General features: G+C 54.6%; 16 protein-coding genes. 5 read left to right on the top strand and 11 right to left on the bottom strand.

Annotation, left to right across the window (positions count from 1 at the left end; all coding sequences use genetic code 11):
- Positions 1-95: 95 nt before the first annotated feature.
- On the top strand, positions 96-377 hold the full coding sequence (locus ACX3P5_RS01195; RefSeq protein WP_046288557.1) for a YjcB family protein: 282 nt from the start codon (positions 96-98) through the stop codon (positions 375-377).
- A gap of 92 nt (positions 378-469) precedes the next feature.
- Here the strand turns inward: ACX3P5_RS01195 and ACX3P5_RS01190 are convergent, their stop codons facing one another.
- Positions 470-1,420, bottom strand: coding sequence for an ATP-grasp fold amidoligase family protein (locus tag ACX3P5_RS01190; RefSeq protein ID WP_031375505.1), 951 nt, complete (start codon positions 1,418-1,420; stop codon positions 470-472).
- An 8-nt stretch (positions 1,421-1,428) separates the two neighbouring features.
- Positions 1,429-2,685: an oligosaccharide flippase family protein gene (locus tag ACX3P5_RS01185; protein ID WP_233985562.1), complete on the bottom strand. Its 1,257-nt coding sequence runs from the start codon at positions 2,683-2,685 to the stop codon at positions 1,429-1,431.
- A gap of 525 nt (positions 2,686-3,210) precedes the next feature.
- On the opposite strand from ACX3P5_RS01185, the gene ACX3P5_RS01180 reads away from it, so the two are divergent.
- Complete coding sequence (locus tag ACX3P5_RS01180) at positions 3,211-3,606, top strand: transposase (protein ID WP_233985563.1); 396 nt, start codon at positions 3,211-3,213, stop codon at positions 3,604-3,606.
- Between the two features lie 924 nt (positions 3,607-4,530).
- Here the strand turns inward: ACX3P5_RS01180 and ACX3P5_RS01175 are convergent.
- Together ACX3P5_RS01175 and ACX3P5_RS01170 are read right to left on the bottom strand one after the other, a co-directional pair.
- Positions 4,531-5,490 (bottom strand): DMT family transporter, encoded by a 960-nt coding sequence (locus ACX3P5_RS01175; RefSeq protein WP_233985564.1) that lies wholly within the window; start codon positions 5,488-5,490, stop codon positions 4,531-4,533.
- Between the two features lie 75 nt (positions 5,491-5,565).
- Positions 5,566-6,393, bottom strand: a complete 828-nt coding sequence (locus ACX3P5_RS01170; RefSeq protein ID WP_233985565.1) for an AraC family transcriptional regulator — start codon at positions 6,391-6,393, stop codon at positions 5,566-5,568.
- 121 nt (positions 6,394-6,514) lie between these two features.
- Between ACX3P5_RS01170 and ACX3P5_RS01165 the strand changes: the two genes are divergently transcribed.
- On the top strand, positions 6,515-7,048 hold the full coding sequence (locus tag ACX3P5_RS01165) for an isochorismatase family protein (protein ID WP_233985566.1): 534 nt from the start codon (positions 6,515-6,517) through the stop codon (positions 7,046-7,048).
- Positions 7,049-7,212: 164 nt separating this feature from the next.
- Here ACX3P5_RS01165 and ssb1 read toward each other — a convergent pair whose 3' ends face one another.
- On the bottom strand, positions 7,213-7,767 hold the full coding sequence (ssb1, locus tag ACX3P5_RS01160) for a single-stranded DNA-binding protein SSB1 (protein WP_094122154.1): 555 nt from the start codon (positions 7,765-7,767) through the stop codon (positions 7,213-7,215).
- Positions 7,768-7,991: 224 nt separating this feature from the next.
- On the opposite strand from ssb1, the gene uvrA reads away from it, so the two are divergent.
- Positions 7,992-10,820, top strand: coding sequence for an excinuclease ABC subunit UvrA (uvrA, locus tag ACX3P5_RS01155; protein ID WP_262287794.1), 2,829 nt, complete (start codon positions 7,992-7,994; stop codon positions 10,818-10,820).
- A 230-nt stretch (positions 10,821-11,050) separates the two neighbouring features.
- On the top strand, positions 11,051-12,115 hold the full coding sequence (locus ACX3P5_RS01150; protein WP_458968176.1) for an NAD(P)-dependent alcohol dehydrogenase: 1,065 nt from the start codon (positions 11,051-11,053) through the stop codon (positions 12,113-12,115).
- A 52-nt stretch (positions 12,116-12,167) separates the two neighbouring features.
- On the opposite strand, the gene ACX3P5_RS01145 is transcribed toward ACX3P5_RS01150, so the two are convergent.
- The 6 genes from ACX3P5_RS01145 to dnaB form a co-directional block, all read right to left on the bottom strand.
- The gene (locus ACX3P5_RS01145; RefSeq protein WP_094122151.1) at positions 12,168-12,491 is read right to left on the bottom strand and encodes an MmcQ/YjbR family DNA-binding protein; all 324 of its coding nucleotides are present in this window, start codon (positions 12,489-12,491) and stop codon (positions 12,168-12,170) included.
- Complete coding sequence (locus tag ACX3P5_RS01140) at positions 12,484-12,909, bottom strand: secondary thiamine-phosphate synthase enzyme YjbQ (protein WP_094122150.1); 426 nt, start codon at positions 12,907-12,909, stop codon at positions 12,484-12,486. Before ACX3P5_RS01140 ends, ACX3P5_RS01145 begins: the two co-directional genes overlap by 8 nt.
- Before the next feature lie 494 nt (positions 12,910-13,403).
- Positions 13,404-14,597, bottom strand: coding sequence for an amino acid aminotransferase (locus ACX3P5_RS01135; RefSeq protein ID WP_233988233.1), 1,194 nt, complete (start codon positions 14,595-14,597; stop codon positions 13,404-13,406).
- 42 nt (positions 14,598-14,639) lie between these two features.
- Positions 14,640-15,254 carry a YitT family protein gene (locus tag ACX3P5_RS01130; RefSeq protein ID WP_159861699.1) on the bottom strand — a complete coding sequence of 205 codons (615 nt, stop codon included), beginning with the start codon at positions 15,252-15,254 and terminating at the stop codon, positions 14,640-14,642.
- A gap of 241 nt (positions 15,255-15,495) precedes the next feature.
- Complete coding sequence (locus tag ACX3P5_RS01125; protein ID WP_233985569.1) at positions 15,496-15,975, bottom strand: Lrp/AsnC family transcriptional regulator; 480 nt, start codon at positions 15,973-15,975, stop codon at positions 15,496-15,498.
- Between the two features lie 129 nt (positions 15,976-16,104).
- A complete protein-coding gene (gene dnaB, locus ACX3P5_RS01120; RefSeq protein ID WP_233985570.1) occupies positions 16,105-17,511 on the bottom strand; it encodes a replicative DNA helicase in 1,407 nt (468 codons plus the stop codon).
- Positions 17,512-17,517 lie beyond the last annotated feature (6 nt).

Here is a 17,517-nt window from a genome sequence, read left to right as displayed (position 1 = left end):
GGTTGACGGCGCTAAAGCACTTCCTGACACGCTTTTCCGCCGCCGGTGATGTCCGCAGGTTGTCAGGAATACTTACTGATATTGAGGTCCGGCCGATGGCTACGTTAACCACCAGTCTTCTTGTTATGCGTTGGGAATTGTTGAGCGCCGTAATGATGTTTTTCGCCAGCACCCTGAAAACCAAACTGCGTCAGGATAGTCATCATGTGATGGCATTCATGTGTGGCGGCATTGGTTTGGGCATGACCTGCTGGTTTGTTACCGGTCTGATGGGAATTACCCTGAGCATGGAAAACGTGCACAACTTTATGGAAATCTCTAAGCACGCCTTTATCGACGTAATGAGTCAGGCGCCCGCTGAGTGGCCGATGCCCTGATGGAGGGCGCGCGTCATGATGCGCGTTTAATGTGCTGATTTTTCCCAATAAAAAACCCCGCTAAGCGGGGTTTTTTACATTGCTGTGTGTGCTTAAACTTTCTTCAACATGGCAGGGATATTAACATCCTGCACTGTGACGCCCGGTCTCTGCGTTCCGCGGCGGTCCTGAATCCACATATCTCCCATCATCTGGTTTAAACCCCGATCCAATCCGGTCACCAGGCCTGCACCCGGCGTGAAAGTGAGTTCACCGAAATAGATCTGTTCTTCATGGATATACCAATCGACCCGCACGTAGTCGAAGTCACTGGCCAGCTTTTTGCTCAGATCGAGCGCATGTTGCAGTGACGGCAGAATCGGTGAGACATCCAGACCGGTATCGCGAATCTTATGAAACGCCTCGTTGAGGTTATTCACATAGAAATTCATCGACAGCAGCGGCTGGCAGCGGTTGTAGATCACCTGCAACACATATTCGAACTTGCCATCACGCTTGTTGAACATATGAAACTTGTAATCAATCGGCGCGCTTTTGCCATCACCAATGTACTTCTCAACCAGAATGCGCGGCTTGATGTAGCGATAGTGGATCTCACGCGCTTCGTTAGCGAAATCGGTTTTCAGCCAGCGATAGCAGTCATGAATAATCTGCTGTTTGCGCAGCGCGTCTGGCTCTTCCAGCAGAATCTCCACCATGTTGGAGGCGTGGTTCGGCTTGATCACCGTCCCTTTCCAGCACGGTAAGCTGTTCAGCGTGGTCGGGTCAGTGGTTTCGTGTACCAGCGGAATCAGGTACTCATTACCGATTTTTTCAGCAATGAATTCGCGTACCGAATATTTGTCCGACAGACGACCGTAGTTCTGGTAATCGCCATAGACAAATTTACGGTACAGCACCTTTTCGTTGAACACTTTTGGCTGACGCAGATTGGGCAGCTTTCTGAACTTGTGGAAGTAGTAGATGCGGTCCTGGTACGCCCAGGGCATCTTCTTAATAAAGTACTGCACACTTCTTCTGAGTTCTTCTTTCAACTTGAGCATATCTGACCTCATTTGTAGGTTTTGTAGTTGAGTGAGGAAACCTGAATCTTTTGAATGACGCCGTTTTTAAAGAAGTAATTCATTACGGTCAGGGACAAAAGCTCGGAAAGGAACACGCTCCATGCGGCTCCCATGATGCCGTGGCCCTGGATCAACCACCATGAGAGCGGCAAACTGATGACCATCAGACAAATGATTTTCTTCAGCAGGTAGTTAAACCCTCCTTCCTTGACCATGTAGCGATAAGCTACTGTCCCCATTGCCGAAAAGCTGGTCGCTATCGACAGCAACGTAATGAGACTTCCTGACTGTGTGTATTCCGGACCGTACAACGCGATAATGATCTGCTCGCCATACATCGAGATGACCAGCAGCATCAGCAATGAAACACCCATCACATAACCATTGAGCCGGGCAGCCAGCCGGATGGCGACCTCGCCACGCTCTCTGAAGATTTCAGTGAAGCAGGAGGTGATCAGCGCCACCGGGATAAAAATCCAGGAGGCAGAAATGGTATTGGCGGCGGCAAACAGCCCGAGATCCCGCGCCGGCGCGGTGCCCGCCAGAAACATCTGCGCCGCTTTGACCTGCACAGAAATAAAGATGCTGGAGATCGCCAGCGGCAGACCGGCATACATCAGGTAACGCAGATAAGCCGTGCGCTTTTCACGCGGCGGCATCTGATCCTGATGTTCCTGATAAAAGTTGTGACGTTTGATCAGGTAAGGCACCAGCGTCACCGCCACAATCGACAGCGTCAGCCACAGCGGATTGAGGCGCAGCCAGGCGATGGTGAAGCTAATCGCGAAACTCAGCAGCATACCGACCGCGTTGGCGATGGTGTTCAGCCGAGAAGCGAGACGCGCATTGTTATAAACGCTGAACGTATCCTGGGTGACAAAAACCGAGGCAACAAATGAGGCCAGTGCAAATGCCAGGAAATTTTCCTGCATGTTGTACCAGACCCAGATTAAGACTGGCACCGAGGTGAGCAGCAATAACACCATCCGCAGGGTGCGCGCGATGGTCATCAGGCGTAAGCCTTTCGACGCATTTTTACTGACGCGCTTAAACAGAATGGTTTCGGTGCCAAAGATTGCCACGGTTTGCACCATCGCAAATAGTGAGGTTGAAAACGCCATCTGGCCAAACACCGTTGGGCCAAAGGATTTCGCCACGTAAGAAGTCACAAATATGACGCCAAACACGGAGATGATCTTCTCAGACATCATCCAGGCGGCATTCGACATTACGCTCAATTTCATCGACTCTTCCTTAGTATTACTCAACTACAACCGCTTCGGTACAACATCCCTGTAACGAATTAATAAGCGCTCAGTGGGCCTGGCGAAAATGTAAGACTTCAAACCAAGCTGGTCCGAAAATTGAGAATCAAATCATGATCCGGAGAATGAATTCAGGATAATTCTTATTATATCTGGCGCGAATCACTTCTTCTGGAAACGATTTCAGGCTGAAAATAGTGCAATCTTCAAGAGACATAACCGCTGAATTAATCAAGTCGGTTATGCTAAATATCCAATGTACGTAGAATTTTTTCGTATTTGGGATGCGATGAATTTATAACAAAAAACCGCCTCCAGGAAGGCGCGCCCCCCTGATCGGAATAAAATAAGATTTATCCCATGATGATATTTATTCTAAATATCTTAATTTAACCTTCGCAATTGAATACGCGCACTTTAATACTGCATTAATAGAAACTTACAGTGCCAGGAATTATTAAAGTCATTCTCATCCATTAATCGATAAGAAAGGTAAGAGCATTTATGAGAAAGTCACGATACAGCGAAGATCAAATCACAAATGCCATTAAAGCTTCTGAATCGGGCGTTAAAGTCAGAGAGATTTGTGAAGAGCTTGGCATCTCTGAAGCTACGTTCTACAGCTGGAAGAAGAAGTTTTCTGGGCTGTCTTCAGAAGAAGGCAGAAAAATCAAAGAGCTGGAGGAAAAACTGCAGAATCTTACCCGTGAGCTGCAGACCCTGAACTCCGACAAGGAGATGCTGCAAAGCGTACTGAAGAACTTCTTTACCACCAATGAAAAGCGTCAGGCAGTCAACTTCCTGCAGAGTACTTTCGACATTGGCACCCGTCGCAGCTGCCGTTTATTAGATATCAGTCGCAGTGTCTATCATTATCCGTCAGGCACCGAGAATCGCTAAACCCAATGCTACCGCGCTTTTTAGACTTAACGCTGAGATTTGTTCTTACCAGAAGAGATGAAGATCATTTAACAGGACAATTGCGGCACCCTTTTCCGCTCCATTTATAACTAATGAATGGCTTCACGGCTAAGCTTCTTTTTTTGCGGTAAAATTGATTCACAACAGCAAAAGTCTCGCATTCTACGCCCCTTTCCCCTCTCCCAATCCCGTTTCGACGGGATTGGGATCTCCTTTTCATTGGTTAAGCTCGGCTAATCATCGGAACTAAACAGAGACTATTCCGTTAAGCCGTCTTAAACATCCGGTCAGAAATAGCCAACCTGCCTTTAAGTTAATGATGGATCTGATCGTCATTTTTACGGTTACGCTTTAATTGGCAAGGAGTGTAAGTTGCCAAAAGTTTCACCAGGATTAATCCAGGATAAATAGTTTATTGCTCCTTATCACTAACGTAATGCATCGCAGTTTTTTCTTACTTCATTGCGCATCAATGGTGCCAAACATTAACCTTTAATTAAAAACGCAGCGGCGGAATTTTCTTACTCTTTTATCAATGAATGAAGTTAATGGTGGTTTTTAGCCCCCATTAATCAGGGCCAGAGAGCAATTACAGCGCAGGGTTAAAAGCATAATTGTCCTGAATTGCCTGAAATTCGCCTGATTAATGGATGATTTTCCATCACCGTCACGCCGTTAAACCGGCAAAAGGATCGGATTCGCTCGCTGGCAGACTGTTTTTTAGCCTGGCCTGGCCGTCTGGGAAACCGGATGAGGGGAACAACGCGAGGTCAGGCTGGCGCATGAAATCGATTACGCGCCGGAAAAGCGCGCAAAAGGGCCAGAATCGGGATGCGACTTAATCTTAAAAAGCCGCGCGGACCGCTGACCGCGCGAAACGGGAAAAGGAGGCCACTGTGCGTATCAGGTCTTCACCGCCACCACCTGCGGTTGCGGTTTTATCCGCATCGCCCACAGCACGCCCGCCATCAGAAAAATAATTCCGGTTACCGTGAGCAGCGGCGGCCAGCTTTGATGCCAGAGAAAAGTCCATAAAAGGCCAAAGAGGATTTCAAAAACGATCAGCGGCCCCATCAGGACGGTGGGCAAACGCTGGCTGGCTGCATTCCAGCACAGCGTCCCCAGCCAGGAGCAGAGCAGGCCAATCGCCAGCATTAAGGGAATGAACACCTGAGGGTGCGGCCCAAACGGCAGCGCGAATGCGGGCTGTTGCCAGGCGAGCTGAAGGCTGACCAGCGCATAAAGAATTAACGCCATCGGCAGCGTGACCAGCCCCTGCGCCGTCGCCCAGGTTGAGGGTCGGAGTTCAGGATGAGTGCGCAGCCAGCGCGCGTTACGCAGCGGATACCAGGTCCAGCACACCACCGCCAGCATCGCCAGCCCGATACCAGTGAGGTAACGGCTGAGATCCAGCGTCGCGCCCTGGCTGCGTAATTCTGCGGCATTCACACACAGCAGCCCGGCCGCCATCATGATCAAAGCAGGAAACAGTCGCCGCCACGGCAGCCGCCCTTCAAGATGGCCGTAACAGAGGTTGGCGGTGACGGCGATCACCACCGGCAGCGTCCCGATGATCATGGTTGAGACCGGCGCGCCGGTACGCTGGATCGCGTTGGCGAGAAAGGCGTAATAAAGAAGGTTTCCCACCAGCGAGAGTTTTACCGCCTCGCGCCAGGCCGCCGGTGCCAGCTGCCGCAGTCGGTGGCGATCGTGCCAGGCCAGCGGCAGCGCAATCAGGCCAAAGGCGACATAGCGACCAGCCGATTGCAATGCGCCGGGATAGTCAGGCACCAGCAACGGACCGACAAAAATCAGTCCCCACATCAGACCTGCGGTAACAGCAAACAGTACGCCAGCGAGCATGATTTCTTTCCTTTATGACTTTTTGGCGCAGTGTGACGAAATGAGGCGGGAAAGGCTTGTAGCAGATTGCGATTCTCAGGGCTGCTGTACCTGTTTCTGATATCGCACCGGGGTAATGCCATAGCGGTTGGCGAACGCGCGGGTCAGATGTGCCTGATCGGTGAGTCCTACCGCAGCCGCCACGCTGGCCGCGCGCTCTCCCTGCGCCAGCCGTAGCTTGGCGTCATACAGCCGGAATGCCATCAGCATCTGATGAGGTGTCACATGAAAGTGCTGGCGGAAAGCGCGTAAGAAATGCCAGGGCGATAACGATACCAGCGCGGCCAGCTCCTCCAGCCGTACCGGCTCCGCCAGATTTGCCCGCAGATAGTCGCGCACCGGTTCAAAGCGATGCTGCGCCTGTCGCGGACCCGGCGATGACATCCGCGCCAGTGGCCGCATCTGCGACAGCAGTTCCGACAGCAACCCCTGACGTGCCAGCACCGAGTCCGCCTGCCACAGCGCCGCCAGGGTCTGTGACAGCGGCTGCGCCACGCGGGGATCGGTCAGCAGTGCCTCATTAAACCACCAGCCGCGGTCGCCGGTCAGCTCATCCATTAACTGCGGCTGAATATAGATCATCTGATAACGCCAGCCTTCGGTACAGGCCGACTCACCGGTATGCAGTTCGTCCGGATTCATCATTACCAGCGAATCTTTCGGCGCGGTGTATTGGGTGCCGCGATAGCGAAAGCGCTGAGCGCCCGCTTCAATGGTGCCGATCCCAAAGGCTTCATGGGTATGCGGTTCAAAGGCGTAGCGGGAGATGTGCGCCTGATAGAGTTCCACGCCGGGTAACTCCGACAGCTGCTGAAACTGCGCGCGATCTTTCTCGCAGGGAAAAATAGCCGGAACGCCCTCCACGTCACTCTCCTCAATTCACCAATATGTGGTTTAGCATGCCTCTGATGGGCGATAAAATGCAAAACATTGCTATCCGACCTGCGCCAGGCAACACTGTTTTTTTCACTCCTCAGGATAAAGCATGGCACAGCGAGTGGTATTGGTTATCGATATGCAAAATGGCGTGTTCGCTACGCCCCGTTTTGACCGGCCAGGCCGGGTGGCGCAGATAAACCGCCTGACTGAACGCGCCGACGTCACGGTGTTTATTCAGCACACCGAAGAAGAGAGCCTGCCTGAAGGCAGCGAAGCCTTTGCGCTGTTGCCCGACATCCGGCAGCCTGCCGGCGCCTGCTTTATCACTAAAACCGCCTGCGATAGCTTCTGGCAAACCGGTCTGGCGGCACTGCTTGAGACGCTGGCGGTGAAGGAATTTGTGGTGTGCGGCTGTGCCACAGACTACTGCCTGGATACCACGATTAAAGTCGGGGCCAGTGCGGGCTATCGCATCACCGTGGCGTCGGATGCGCATACCACCGCCGACCGCCGCTGGGCGAGCGCCGAACAGCTGATAGGCCAGCATAATGAGGTGTGGTCATCGCTGCTGATACCCGGCAATGTGCCGCGCGTGCTGAGCTGCGACGCAATTCTGGCCGAATGGTCGTCAGACGTCTGAGTTGTAATGGCTGAGTTCTGAGCTCTGGGCTCTGAGTTCTGAGTTCTGAGTTCTGAGTTCTGAGTTCTGAGTTCTGACAGGATTTGCTGTTTCAGCCGTTACGGACATAAAAAAGGCCCGGTATGCCGGGCCTGTTTATAACAGATGTCACACGGTGACAGGGATCAGAACGGAATATCGTCGTCAAAATCCATTGGCGGTTCGTTGTTGTTGCTGGCAGGTGCGCTTTGTGGCTGCTGCTGCGGACGAGACTGCGCGCCGCCGCTGAACTGATTGTTGCTGCCCTGCGGCTGCTGTGGCTGACCCCAGCCATTGTTGTTGCCGCCGCCCTGCGCGCCGCCTGCCGGTGCACCGGCGTTACCGCCCTGCTGACGGCCGCCCAGCATCTGCATGGTGCCGCCGACGTTGACCACCACTTCCGTGGTGTAACGTTCCTGGCCGCCCTGGTCCTGCCATTTGCGGGTACGCAGCTGGCCTTCGATATAGACCTGAGAACCTTTACGCAGATACTCGCCCGCCACTTCGGCCAGCTTGCCAAACAACACCACACGGTGCCATTCAGTGATCTCTTTGTTTTCACCGGTCTGCTTGTCGCGCCAGCTTTCCGACGTAGCCAGCGTAATGTTGGCAACAGCGCCACCATTTGGCATATAACGTACTTCCGGATCCTGACCCAGATTCCCGACAAGAATCACTTTGTTAACGCCACGACTGGCCATGTTGCTGTCTCCCGATGAGTTAATGCATAGAGTCTAATCTACCAATTCTAACACGTCCTGCTGTCTGTTTCCCACTTTAGAGCGGGGTTCCAGTTTTAATCCTCCAGCGCCAAAAGGCAAAGAGTACTGGATATTTATTCAGTCTATTTTTTGTGCCATAATGACACGTTTATTCTGGCCGTGTCGGCAAGGCGCGGTGAGTGCTGCTAATCCGGGAAAGGTGAATGGATAAGATCGAAGTTCGTGGTGCCCGCACCCATAATTTGAAAAACATCAACCTGACCATCCCACGCGACAAACTCATTGTGGTAACCGGCCTTTCGGGCTCCGGTAAATCCTCACTGGCGTTTGATACGCTGTATGCGGAAGGTCAGCGCCGCTATGTGGAGTCGCTCTCTGCGTATGCGCGCCAGTTTCTTTCGCTGATGGAGAAACCGGACGTCGATCATATCGAAGGTTTGTCGCCCGCCATCTCCATTGAGCAGAAATCAACCTCACATAACCCGCGATCAACGGTGGGAACCATCACCGAGATCCACGACTACCTGCGCCTGCTGTTTGCCCGCGTCGGTGAGCCACGCTGCCCGGATCACGATGTGCCGCTGGCGGCGCAGACCGTCAGCCAGATGGTCGATCAGGTGCTCTCCCAGCCGGAAGGCCGCCGCTTAATGCTGCTGGCACCGGTGGTGAAAGACCGTAAAGGCGAGCACACCAAAACGCTGGAGAATCTGGCGTCGCAGGGCTACATCCGGGCGCGTATCGACGGGGAAGTGTGCGATCTCTCCGATCCGCCGAAGCTTGAGCTGCAGAAGAAGCACACCATTGAGGTGGTCATCGATCGCTTTAAGGTGCGCGCCGATCTCGCCACTCGTCTGGCCGAGTCGTTCGAAACCACACTGGATCTCTCCGGCGGCACGGCGATCGTGGCGGATATGGATGACAGTGCGGCCGAAGAGCTGCTGTTCTCTGCCAACTTTGCCTGCCCGATTTGTGGCTACAGCATGAGTGAGCTGGAACCGCGCCTGTTCTCGTTTAACAACCCGGCGGGCGCCTGCCCGACCTGTGACGGGCTGGGCGTGCAGCAATATTTTGACCCGGACCGGGTGGTGCAGAACCCGGAACTCTCGCTGGCGGGCGGCGCGATCCGCGGCTGGGATCGCCGTAACTTCTACTATTTCCAGATGCTGCGCTCACTGGCGGAACATCTCGATTTCGATATTGAAGCCTCGTTTGGCAGCCTGCCGGATAACGTTCAGAAAGTCATTCTGTACGGTTCGGGTAAAGAGAGCATTGAGTTTAAGTACATCAACGATCGCGGTGACACCTCTGTGCGTCGCCATCCGTTCGAAGGCGTGCTGAACAATATGGAGCGCCGTTACAAAGAGACCGAGTCATCAGCGGTGCGCGAAGAGCTGGCGAAATTTATCAGCAACCGTGCCTGTGCCACCTGCGAAGGAACGCGTCTGCGTCGTGAAGCGCGTCACGTCTTCGTAGAGAACACCACGCTGCCGACCATCTCTGAGATGAGTATCGGCCACGCGATGTCGTTCTTTGAAAACCTGAAGCTCAGTGGTCAGCGGGCGCAAATTGCCGAAAAAGTGCTGAAAGAGATCAGCGATCGCCTGAGCTTCCTGGTGAATGTCGGCCTGAACTACCTGTCGATGTCCCGTTCGGCGGAAACCCTTTCCGGCGGTGAAGCACAGCGTATCCGTCTGGCCAGCCAGATCGGTGCCGGTCTGGTGGGTGTCATGTACGTGCTGGATGAGCCCTCTATCGGTCTGCATCAGCGCGATAACGAGCGGTTGCTCGGTACGCTGATTCACCTGCGCGATCTTGGTAACACGGTAATCGTGGTTGAGCATGATGAAGATGCGATTCGCGCGGCTGACCATGTGATCGATATCGGCCCCGGCGCCGGCGTGCATGGCGGCCAGGTGGTCGCCGAAGGCACCGTGGATGAGATCATGGCGCAGGAAGCGTCGCTGACCGGTCAGTTCCTCAGCGGCAAGCGTGAAATCGCCGTTCCGCCGCAGCGCGTGAAAGGCGATCCGGCCAAAGTGCTGAAGGTAACCGGCGCACGCGGTAACAACCTCAAGGATGTGACGCTGACGCTGCCGGTGGGTCTGTTTACCTGCATCACCGGCGTCTCCGGTTCAGGTAAATCGACGCTGATCAACGATACCCTGTTCCCGATTGCCCAGCGGGCGCTGAACGGCGCAACCATCGCCGAGCCAGCGGCCTATCGTGAAGTGACCGGCCTGGAGCATTTCGATAAGGTCATCGACATCGACCAGAGCCCGATTGGCCGTACACCGCGCTCCAACCCGGCCACCTACACCGGCATTTTCACGCCGGTGCGTGAACTGTTTGCTGGCGTGCCGGAAGCGCGCTCGCGCGGCTACAATCCGGGCCGCTTCAGTTTCAACGTGCGCGGCGGACGCTGTGAAGCCTGTCAGGGCGATGGCGTGCTGAAAGTCGAAATGCACTTTTTGCCGGACATTTATGTGCCGTGCGATCAGTGCAAAGGCAAACGCTATAACCGCGAAACGCTGGAAGTGAAGTACAAAGGCAAGAGCATCCACGAAGTGCTGGAGATGACCATTGAAGAAGCGCGTGAGTTCTTTGATGTGGTGCCGGCGCTGGCGCGTAAGTTGCAGACGCTGATCGATGTCGGTCTCTCTTACATCCGCCTTGGCCAGTCAGCGACGACCCTTTCCGGTGGTGAAGCACAGCGCGTTAAGCTGGCGCGTGAGCTGTCGAAGCGCGGTACCGGCCAGACGCTTTATATCCTGGATGAGCCAACCACCGGTCTGCACTTTGCCGATATCCAGCAACTGCTGGAAGTGCTGCATCAGTTGCGCGACCAGGGCAATACCATCGTGGTGATTGAGCACAACCTTGACGTGATCAAGACCGCCGACTGGATTGTCGATCTCGGTCCGGAAGGCGGCAGCGGCGGCGGCGAGATTCTGGTTGCCGGTACGCCAGAAACGGTGGCGGAGTGTGAAAAATCACATACCGCACGCTTCCTCAAACCGTTGCTGAACAAATAAACCTCAGGCCCGCCGCGTGCGGGCCTTTTTTTTCTGCTGCTCATTCAGCCAGAGAAATGCAGGATCAGGCAAGATTCAGACACCTATAGGCATATACGCTTTCCGCTACGCTGACTATCCTTAATCGGTTCCTCTTTGGCACGCCCTGCGCGTCGCCCTGTTTTCGCCGCAGCCGTTCGCTGCCGCGCTTCAACGAAAAACACTCACGACACATCGAAACTGGAGACACCATGAATATTACGCATGCGTATGCTGCTCAGGATGCAAAATCCAAACTGGCACCGTTCGATTATCAGCCGCGTGAGCTTCGCGCTCATGACGTACAGCTTGAGGTCCTGTTCTGTGGCGTCTGCCACTCAGACCTGCATCAGGCACGTAATGAGTGGAAGAACACCATTTTCCCGGTGGTGCCTGGCCATGAAATCGTCGGCCGCGTCACCGCCGTGGGTCCGCAGACCCAGAAATACAAAGTCGGCGACCTGGTCGGCGTCGGCTGCATGGTCGACTCCTGCCGCAGCTGTCCGAGCTGTCAGGAAGGTTTAGAGCAGTATTGCGAAAACGGCTTTGTCGGCACCTATAACGGTGAAGATCGCGAAACCGGCGCGATTACCTACGGCGGCTACTCAACCGCGATGGTCGTCGATGAGAGCTTCGTGCTGCGCATTCCTGAAAATCTGGAGCTGGCTGGCGTTGCTCCGCTGCTGTGTGCCGGTATCACTACTTACTCTCCGCTGCGTCACTGGAATGTCGGTCCCGGCAAAAAAGTGGGTATCGTGGGGCTGGGCGGTCTCGGTCATATGGGCGTCAAAATTGCCCATGCAATGGGCGCGCATGTGGTGCTGTTCACCACTTCGCCATCTAAAATTGAGGATGGTAAACGTCTGGGTGCCGATGAAGTGGTGATTTCGAAAGATCCGGATCAGATGGCGCAGCACGCTAACAGCTTCGACTTCATTCTGAATACCGTGGCGGCACAGCACGATCTTAACCCGTTCATCACTCTGCTGAAGCGCGATGGCAACATGACGCTGGTTGGCGCACCGGAGCACGATCACCCGGCCCCGCAGGTGTTTAACCTGATCTTTAAGCGTCGCAGCATCGCCGGTTCACTGATTGGCGGCATCGCGGAAACGCAGGAGATGCTCGATTTCTGTGGTCAGCACGGCATCACCTCTGACATTGAACTGATCGCCATGGATCAGATCAATGAAGCCTACGAGCGTATGCTGAAGAGTGATGTGAAATATCGCTTCGTTATCGATATTAATACCTTACGTAATCAGCCTGCCGCGTAAACGCGATACCCGATCGCCCTCTTCCTGACGGAAGAGGGCTTTTTATTGCCGCTTATTTGGCAGTCGCAACCTGATCAAAGGAGGCATCAACCAGATAATAGATCTGCGAATCTTTCAGCGAGCCATCCAGAAACAGGGTGCTCCAGTGTGATTTGTTGAGATGTTCGCTGGGAAAAATATCGTTATGCTCTTCGCGCAGCAGTTCCGCCAGCGCCGGCGTCGATTTCAGCGAGACCGCGGGCCGCCCTTTGACCTCATGCACCATCGCAAACAACACGCCGTTGCTTTTAATCTGAGTCGCTTTCCAGTCACTGTGGACGCTCTGTTCCGCGCCCGGCTTGCTCATGCAATAGGTCAGTAAATCTGAATTAGTCATTAGATTCCCCTTGTAAAGTGGCGACAATCCGCCGCGCACCGCCATCAATGCGGTGTTCGCCCAGCCAGATACCCTGCCAGGTGCCGAGCACCAGACGTCCGCGCTGAACCGGTAACAGTAATGATACCCCTAAGGTCGACGACTTAATGTGCGCGGGCATATCGTCACGTCCTTCGTAGTCGTGCTGATAAGGCGCATCTTCCGGCACGTGCCGCATGAAGTGCTGCTCCATATCGCTGCGCACCGTCGGGTCGCAATTCTCGTTTAAGGTTAACGACGCCGAGGTGTGCTGCAACAGCAGATGCAACAGGCCGGTGTTGATGTTACGCAGTGCGGAAAGCGCATCGACGATCTCATCGGTGACCAGATGAAATCCGCGTGGTTTCGCGCTAAGCGTCAGAATTTGTTGATGCCACATAATTTTTCCTGAAACGATGACCCCGTTTAAGTGTGCAGCATGTCGGCAAAAGGTAAACCCTGAGGACAAATAAAAAAACCGCCGGAAAGAGTGGTAGTGCTCGTCAGTTGAGCCACTGGTGATGCAGTCTGGTGCCGCTCCGTGGCTGGCGGTCCTCGCGCCGCTGCGCGGTGCCTTCACGTCATTCCTCTGCCTGACGCACCGCCGGGGATGGCAGATCCTGTGCCGCCCCGCCTTTCGCCCGCGTCCTGCTGGCTCTCCTGGCTAATGTTCAGCGCTGCGGATTGCCTGCCCCTGATCGGCCCCAGCCTGCTCTGAAACTTCAGTGCGTGCCGTTTTAAAGGGCACGAGAGCAGAGGCGCTCAGGCCCGCACTGTGGCTCGCTCGCCCAAAAAAAAGCTGCCACGTTTGACCGTGACAGCCTATACAAATCTCACCTTCACTGACCAGCATTACGGACAGGGTCGGCGTTTTTTTGCAGAACGGATCGGTTGTTACATCACCGCGGCAAAGGCTTCCGCCACCTGATGCACATTTTTGCTGTTCAGGCCGGCAACACACATCCGGCCGCTGCCGACCAGATAGATGCCGAACTCATTGCGCAGGCGATCAACCTGCTGCGCGCTCAGGCCGGTATAGCTGAACATGCCGCGCTGCTTCAGCAGGTAGTCAAAGTTTTTACCCGGCAGCGCGGTGCTCAGCACCTCTACCAGCGACTGACGCATGGCCAGAATGCGCAGGCGCATCGCTTCCACTTCCGCCAGCCAGTTCGCTTTCAGGGCCTCATCGTTCAGCACCCGCGCCACCACCTGCGCACCGAAATTCGGTGGGCTGGAGTAGTTGCGGCGTACGGTGGCTTTCAGCTGGCCCAGCACCCGAGCCGACTCTTCGGCGCTGTCGCAGACGATCGACAGTCCGCCAACGCGTTCGCCGTAAAGAGAGAAGATTTTGGAGAAGGAGTTGCTGACCAGCGCAGGCAGTCCCGCTGCCGCTACCGCGCGCAGGGCATACGCATCCTGCTCCATACCCGCACCGAAGCCCTGGTAGGCGATGTCGAGGAACGGAATCAGCTGCTGTGCCTTCAGCACCTCAACGGTCTGATCCCACTGCGCATCAGTCAGATCGGCACCGGTTGGGTTATGGCAGCACGGATGCAGCAAGACGATGCTCTGCGCGGGCAGTGCTTTCAGCGCGCTGATGAAAGCGTCAAACCGCACGCCGTGGGTCTCCGCGTCATACCACGGATAGGTATTGACCTCGAAACCGGCACCGTTAAAAATCGCGACGTGGTTTTCCCAGGTCGGATCGCTGACCCAGACCGCAGACTGCGGGAAATAGCGCTTCAGGAAATCCGCACCGACTTTCAGCGCGCCAGAACCGCCCAGCGTCTGAATCGAGGCGATGCGTCCCGCCTGCAGCATCGGATGGTCGGCACCAAACAGTAACGGCGCAATCGCGCTGCGATAGCTGTTCAGCCCTTCCATCGGCAGATAGAGCGACGCCTGCTGAGGCTCAGCGTGCATCTGCTGCTCAGCGGCAGCCACCGCTTTCAGCTGCGGGATGATGTTCTGCTCGTCATAATAAAGCCCGATACTGAGGTTCACTTTGTGTTCGCGTGGGTCTTGTTTAAAGGCTTCCATCAACGACAGAATCGGGTCGCCAGCATAGGCATCAACGTTTTGAAACACGGTGTAGGTCTCCATGAGTGGTCTTCGGGTAACAGAGTGTCATTAAACCAGGTAACGTCCTGGACGGTGGTTCATTGCGATAATCAGGTTCAGGATAACCGCGCCGCCAATTGAGGCGAGCAGAATCGGCACGCTCACCACAAACAGTGATGCCAGCACCACGCAGGTATCCACCGCCATTTGCAGCTTACCGGCACGAATGCCAAAGCGATCCTGTAGCCACAGCGCCAGAATGTTGATGCCGCCCAGGCTGGCTTTATGACGAAACAACACTATAAACCCGATTCCCATGATGACGTTACCGAACAATGTCGCATAGAACGGATCGAGGGCGGAAAAATGGACAAACAGCGGATGCAGGTGGGTAAACAGTGACACCAGCCCGACGGCACAAAAGGTTTTCAGGGTAAATTCCCAGCCCATGCGTTTTACCGCCAGCCAGTAGAACGGAATATTAATCAGAAAGAAGGCGCTGCCAAAAGATAGCGGCGACAAATAGCTGATCAGGAAGGCGATGCCTGCGGTACTGCCGGTCAGCGCGCCGGCCTGTTTCAGCATAATGACGCCAAACGAGACCATCAGCGTGCCAAGCACAATCGCCAGCGCATCTTCAATGCGGGAATGGGGAATGCGGGAAGGTTCTGCAACGTTATCCATGGGGTTATCTCAATGCAAATGATGCGGGTCAGATGCAAAAAACGCACCATACCGGTGGCATGAAGCGGCCACCGGCAGGGTGCCAGCGATTATCCCATTGATATCTAAGGCGCTTTATTGCAGGGTTTGATGCAAAAATCTACGGTGAAACCGTCAACTCATGCACAAATATCTGTTCTGGTGCGCGTTCTTTGCATTATTTGCCGCAAGTTTGCACCAAAACCGCACAACACGCACCTTTTTAGCGCGTCTTGTGCTCAGGCGTCATCATTAGCCCGTTCTCTTTCAGCCGTCCCAGCACCACCGAGGTTTTAACGTGGGAAACGCTTTGATGTCCCGCCACCAGCTGGCTGATTAATGCGCTGAGTGAGTTGAGATCGGCCACGGCCACTTTCAACAGATAATCGGCATCGCCGGTGGTTTTGTAGGCATCAACAATCGCCTCTTCCTGCTCCACCATCCGATGAAAACTGTCGACATATTCGGCAGTGTGATTAATCAGGCGCACCTCAATTAACCCGACCATTCCCAGTCCAATCGCATCCGGCGACAGCCGGGCATGATAGCCAAGAATCAGATTGGCCTGTTCGAGATTGATCCGGCGGCGTGAGCATTGTGACGCCGACAGGCCGACCAAATCGCTTAATTCCTGATTGGTCAGTCGGCCGTTAGATTGTAATAAAGTCAGGATTTTAAGATCGTAATCGTCTACGTGAGTCATTCCGTTTCCACAGCGTTATAGGCATCGCTTTGTTACAGATAACCCGATAATCGGCGGGGTTGTCCAACACTATTTTCTGATGATGGGGGCTGTCATGCACAGATCGTGCATGACAGCACAAAGATGGGATTATTCGTCGTCGTATTGCGGGCCAGCGTAGTTATCGAAACGCGACCACTGTCCGTTAAAGGTCAGACGCACCGTGCCGATGGGACCGTTACGCTGTTTACCGAGGATGATCTCGGCGATCCCTTTAAGATCGCTGTTTTCGTGGTAGACCTCATCGCGATAGATAAACATGATCAGATCCGCATCCTGCTCGATCGAGCCGGATTCACGCAGATCCGAGTTAACCGGCCGCTTATCGGCACGCTGCTCCAGTGAGCGGTTCAGCTGCGACAGCGCAACGACCGGCACGTTCAGCTCTTTGGCCAGCGCTTTCAGCGAGCGCGAAATCTCGGCGATCTCCAGCGTACGGTTGTCCGACAGGGAAGGCACGCGCATCAGCTGCAGGTAGTCGATCATGATCATGCTTAATCCCCCGTTTTCACGGTAGATGCGGCGGGCACGCGAGCGCACTTCGGTCGGCGTCAGGCCAGAAGAGTCATCAATGAACATGTTCTTCTTTTCCAGCAGGATGCCCATGGTGCCGGAGATTCGCGCCCAGTCCTCATCATCCAGCTGGCCGGTACGAATACGGGTCTGATCCACCCGCGACAATGAGGCCAGCATACGCATCATGATCTGTTCGCTGGGCATTTCGAGGCTGAATATCAGCACCGGTTTATCCTGCAGCATGGCGGCGTTTTCGCACAGGTTCATCGCGAAGGTGGTTTTACCCATTGAGGGACGCGCCGCGACGATAATCAGATCAGAGCGCTGCAGACCGGCGGTTTTCTTGTTCAGATCCTGATAACCGGTATCGACGCCGGTGACGCCATCGTGCGGCGTCTGATAAAGCGATTCGATTCGGGAAACGGTCGCCTCCAGGATCTGCTCGATGTTTTTCGGGCCGACATCCTTATTAGCGCGCGCTTCAGCAATTTTAAAGACGTTCGATTCGGCGAAGTCCAGCAGCTCTTCGCTGTTGCGGCCCTGCGGATCGTAGCCCGCATCAGCGATCTGGTTGGCAACCGAAATCATCTCACGGACGACAGCGCGTTCACGCACGATATCGGCATAAGCGCCGATGTTCGCTGCGCTGGGGGTGTTTTTCGCCAGTTCAGCAAGGTAGGCAAAGCCGCCAGCCATCTCCAGCTCGCCGCGCGTTTCCAGCGACTCAGAAAGCGTGATCAGGTCGATGGGCTTGCTGTTTTCCAGCAGCCGCTGCATCTCGGAAAAAATCAGCCGGTGCGAACGGTTGAAGAAATCACTGGCGACCACGCGCTCGGAGACGTTATCCCAGCGCTCATTATCCAGCATTAACCCACCGAGCACCGATTGCTCCGCTTCCAGCGAATGTGGGGGCATTTTCACGCCTTCCAGCTGGCGATCCTGCGTTTCGTTCGATTTGTTGGTGGGTTTATTTCCTGCCATAGTGAA

This window comes from Pantoea sp. S-LA4 (genome assembly GCF_054482835.1).
This window is presented reverse-complemented; position numbering and strand designations above follow the sequence as displayed.

Coding starts and splice junctions, on each gene's coding strand:
- ACX3P5_RS01195 (WP_046288557.1), top strand. CDS start 96: ATGGCTACGTTAACCACCAGTCTTCTTGTTATGCGTTGGGAATTGTTG.
- ACX3P5_RS01190 (WP_031375505.1), bottom strand. CDS start 1,420: ATGCTCAAGTTGAAAGAAGAACTCAGAAGAAGTGTGCAGTACTTTATT.
- ACX3P5_RS01185 (WP_233985562.1), bottom strand. CDS start 2,685: ATGAAATTGAGCGTAATGTCGAATGCCGCCTGGATGATGTCTGAGAAG.
- ACX3P5_RS01180 (WP_233985563.1), top strand. CDS start 3,211: ATGAGAAAGTCACGATACAGCGAAGATCAAATCACAAATGCCATTAAA.
- ACX3P5_RS01175 (WP_233985564.1), bottom strand. CDS start 5,490: ATGCTCGCTGGCGTACTGTTTGCTGTTACCGCAGGTCTGATGTGGGGA.
- ACX3P5_RS01165 (WP_233985566.1), top strand. CDS start 6,515: ATGGCACAGCGAGTGGTATTGGTTATCGATATGCAAAATGGCGTGTTC.
- ssb1 (WP_094122154.1), bottom strand. CDS start 7,767: ATGGCCAGTCGTGGCGTTAACAAAGTGATTCTTGTCGGGAATCTGGGT.
- uvrA (WP_262287794.1), top strand. CDS start 7,992: ATGGATAAGATCGAAGTTCGTGGTGCCCGCACCCATAATTTGAAAAAC.
- ACX3P5_RS01150 (WP_458968176.1), top strand. CDS start 11,051: ATGAATATTACGCATGCGTATGCTGCTCAGGATGCAAAATCCAAACTG.
- ACX3P5_RS01145 (WP_094122151.1), bottom strand. CDS start 12,491: ATGACTAATTCAGATTTACTGACCTATTGCATGAGCAAGCCGGGCGCG.
- ACX3P5_RS01140 (WP_094122150.1), bottom strand. CDS start 12,909: ATGTGGCATCAACAAATTCTGACGCTTAGCGCGAAACCACGCGGATTT.
- ACX3P5_RS01130 (WP_159861699.1), bottom strand. CDS start 15,254: ATGGATAACGTTGCAGAACCTTCCCGCATTCCCCATTCCCGCATTGAA.
- ACX3P5_RS01125 (WP_233985569.1), bottom strand. CDS start 15,975: ATGACTCACGTAGACGATTACGATCTTAAAATCCTGACTTTATTACAA.
- dnaB (WP_233985570.1), bottom strand. CDS start 17,511: ATGGCAGGAAATAAACCCACCAACAAATCGAACGAAACGCAGGATCGC.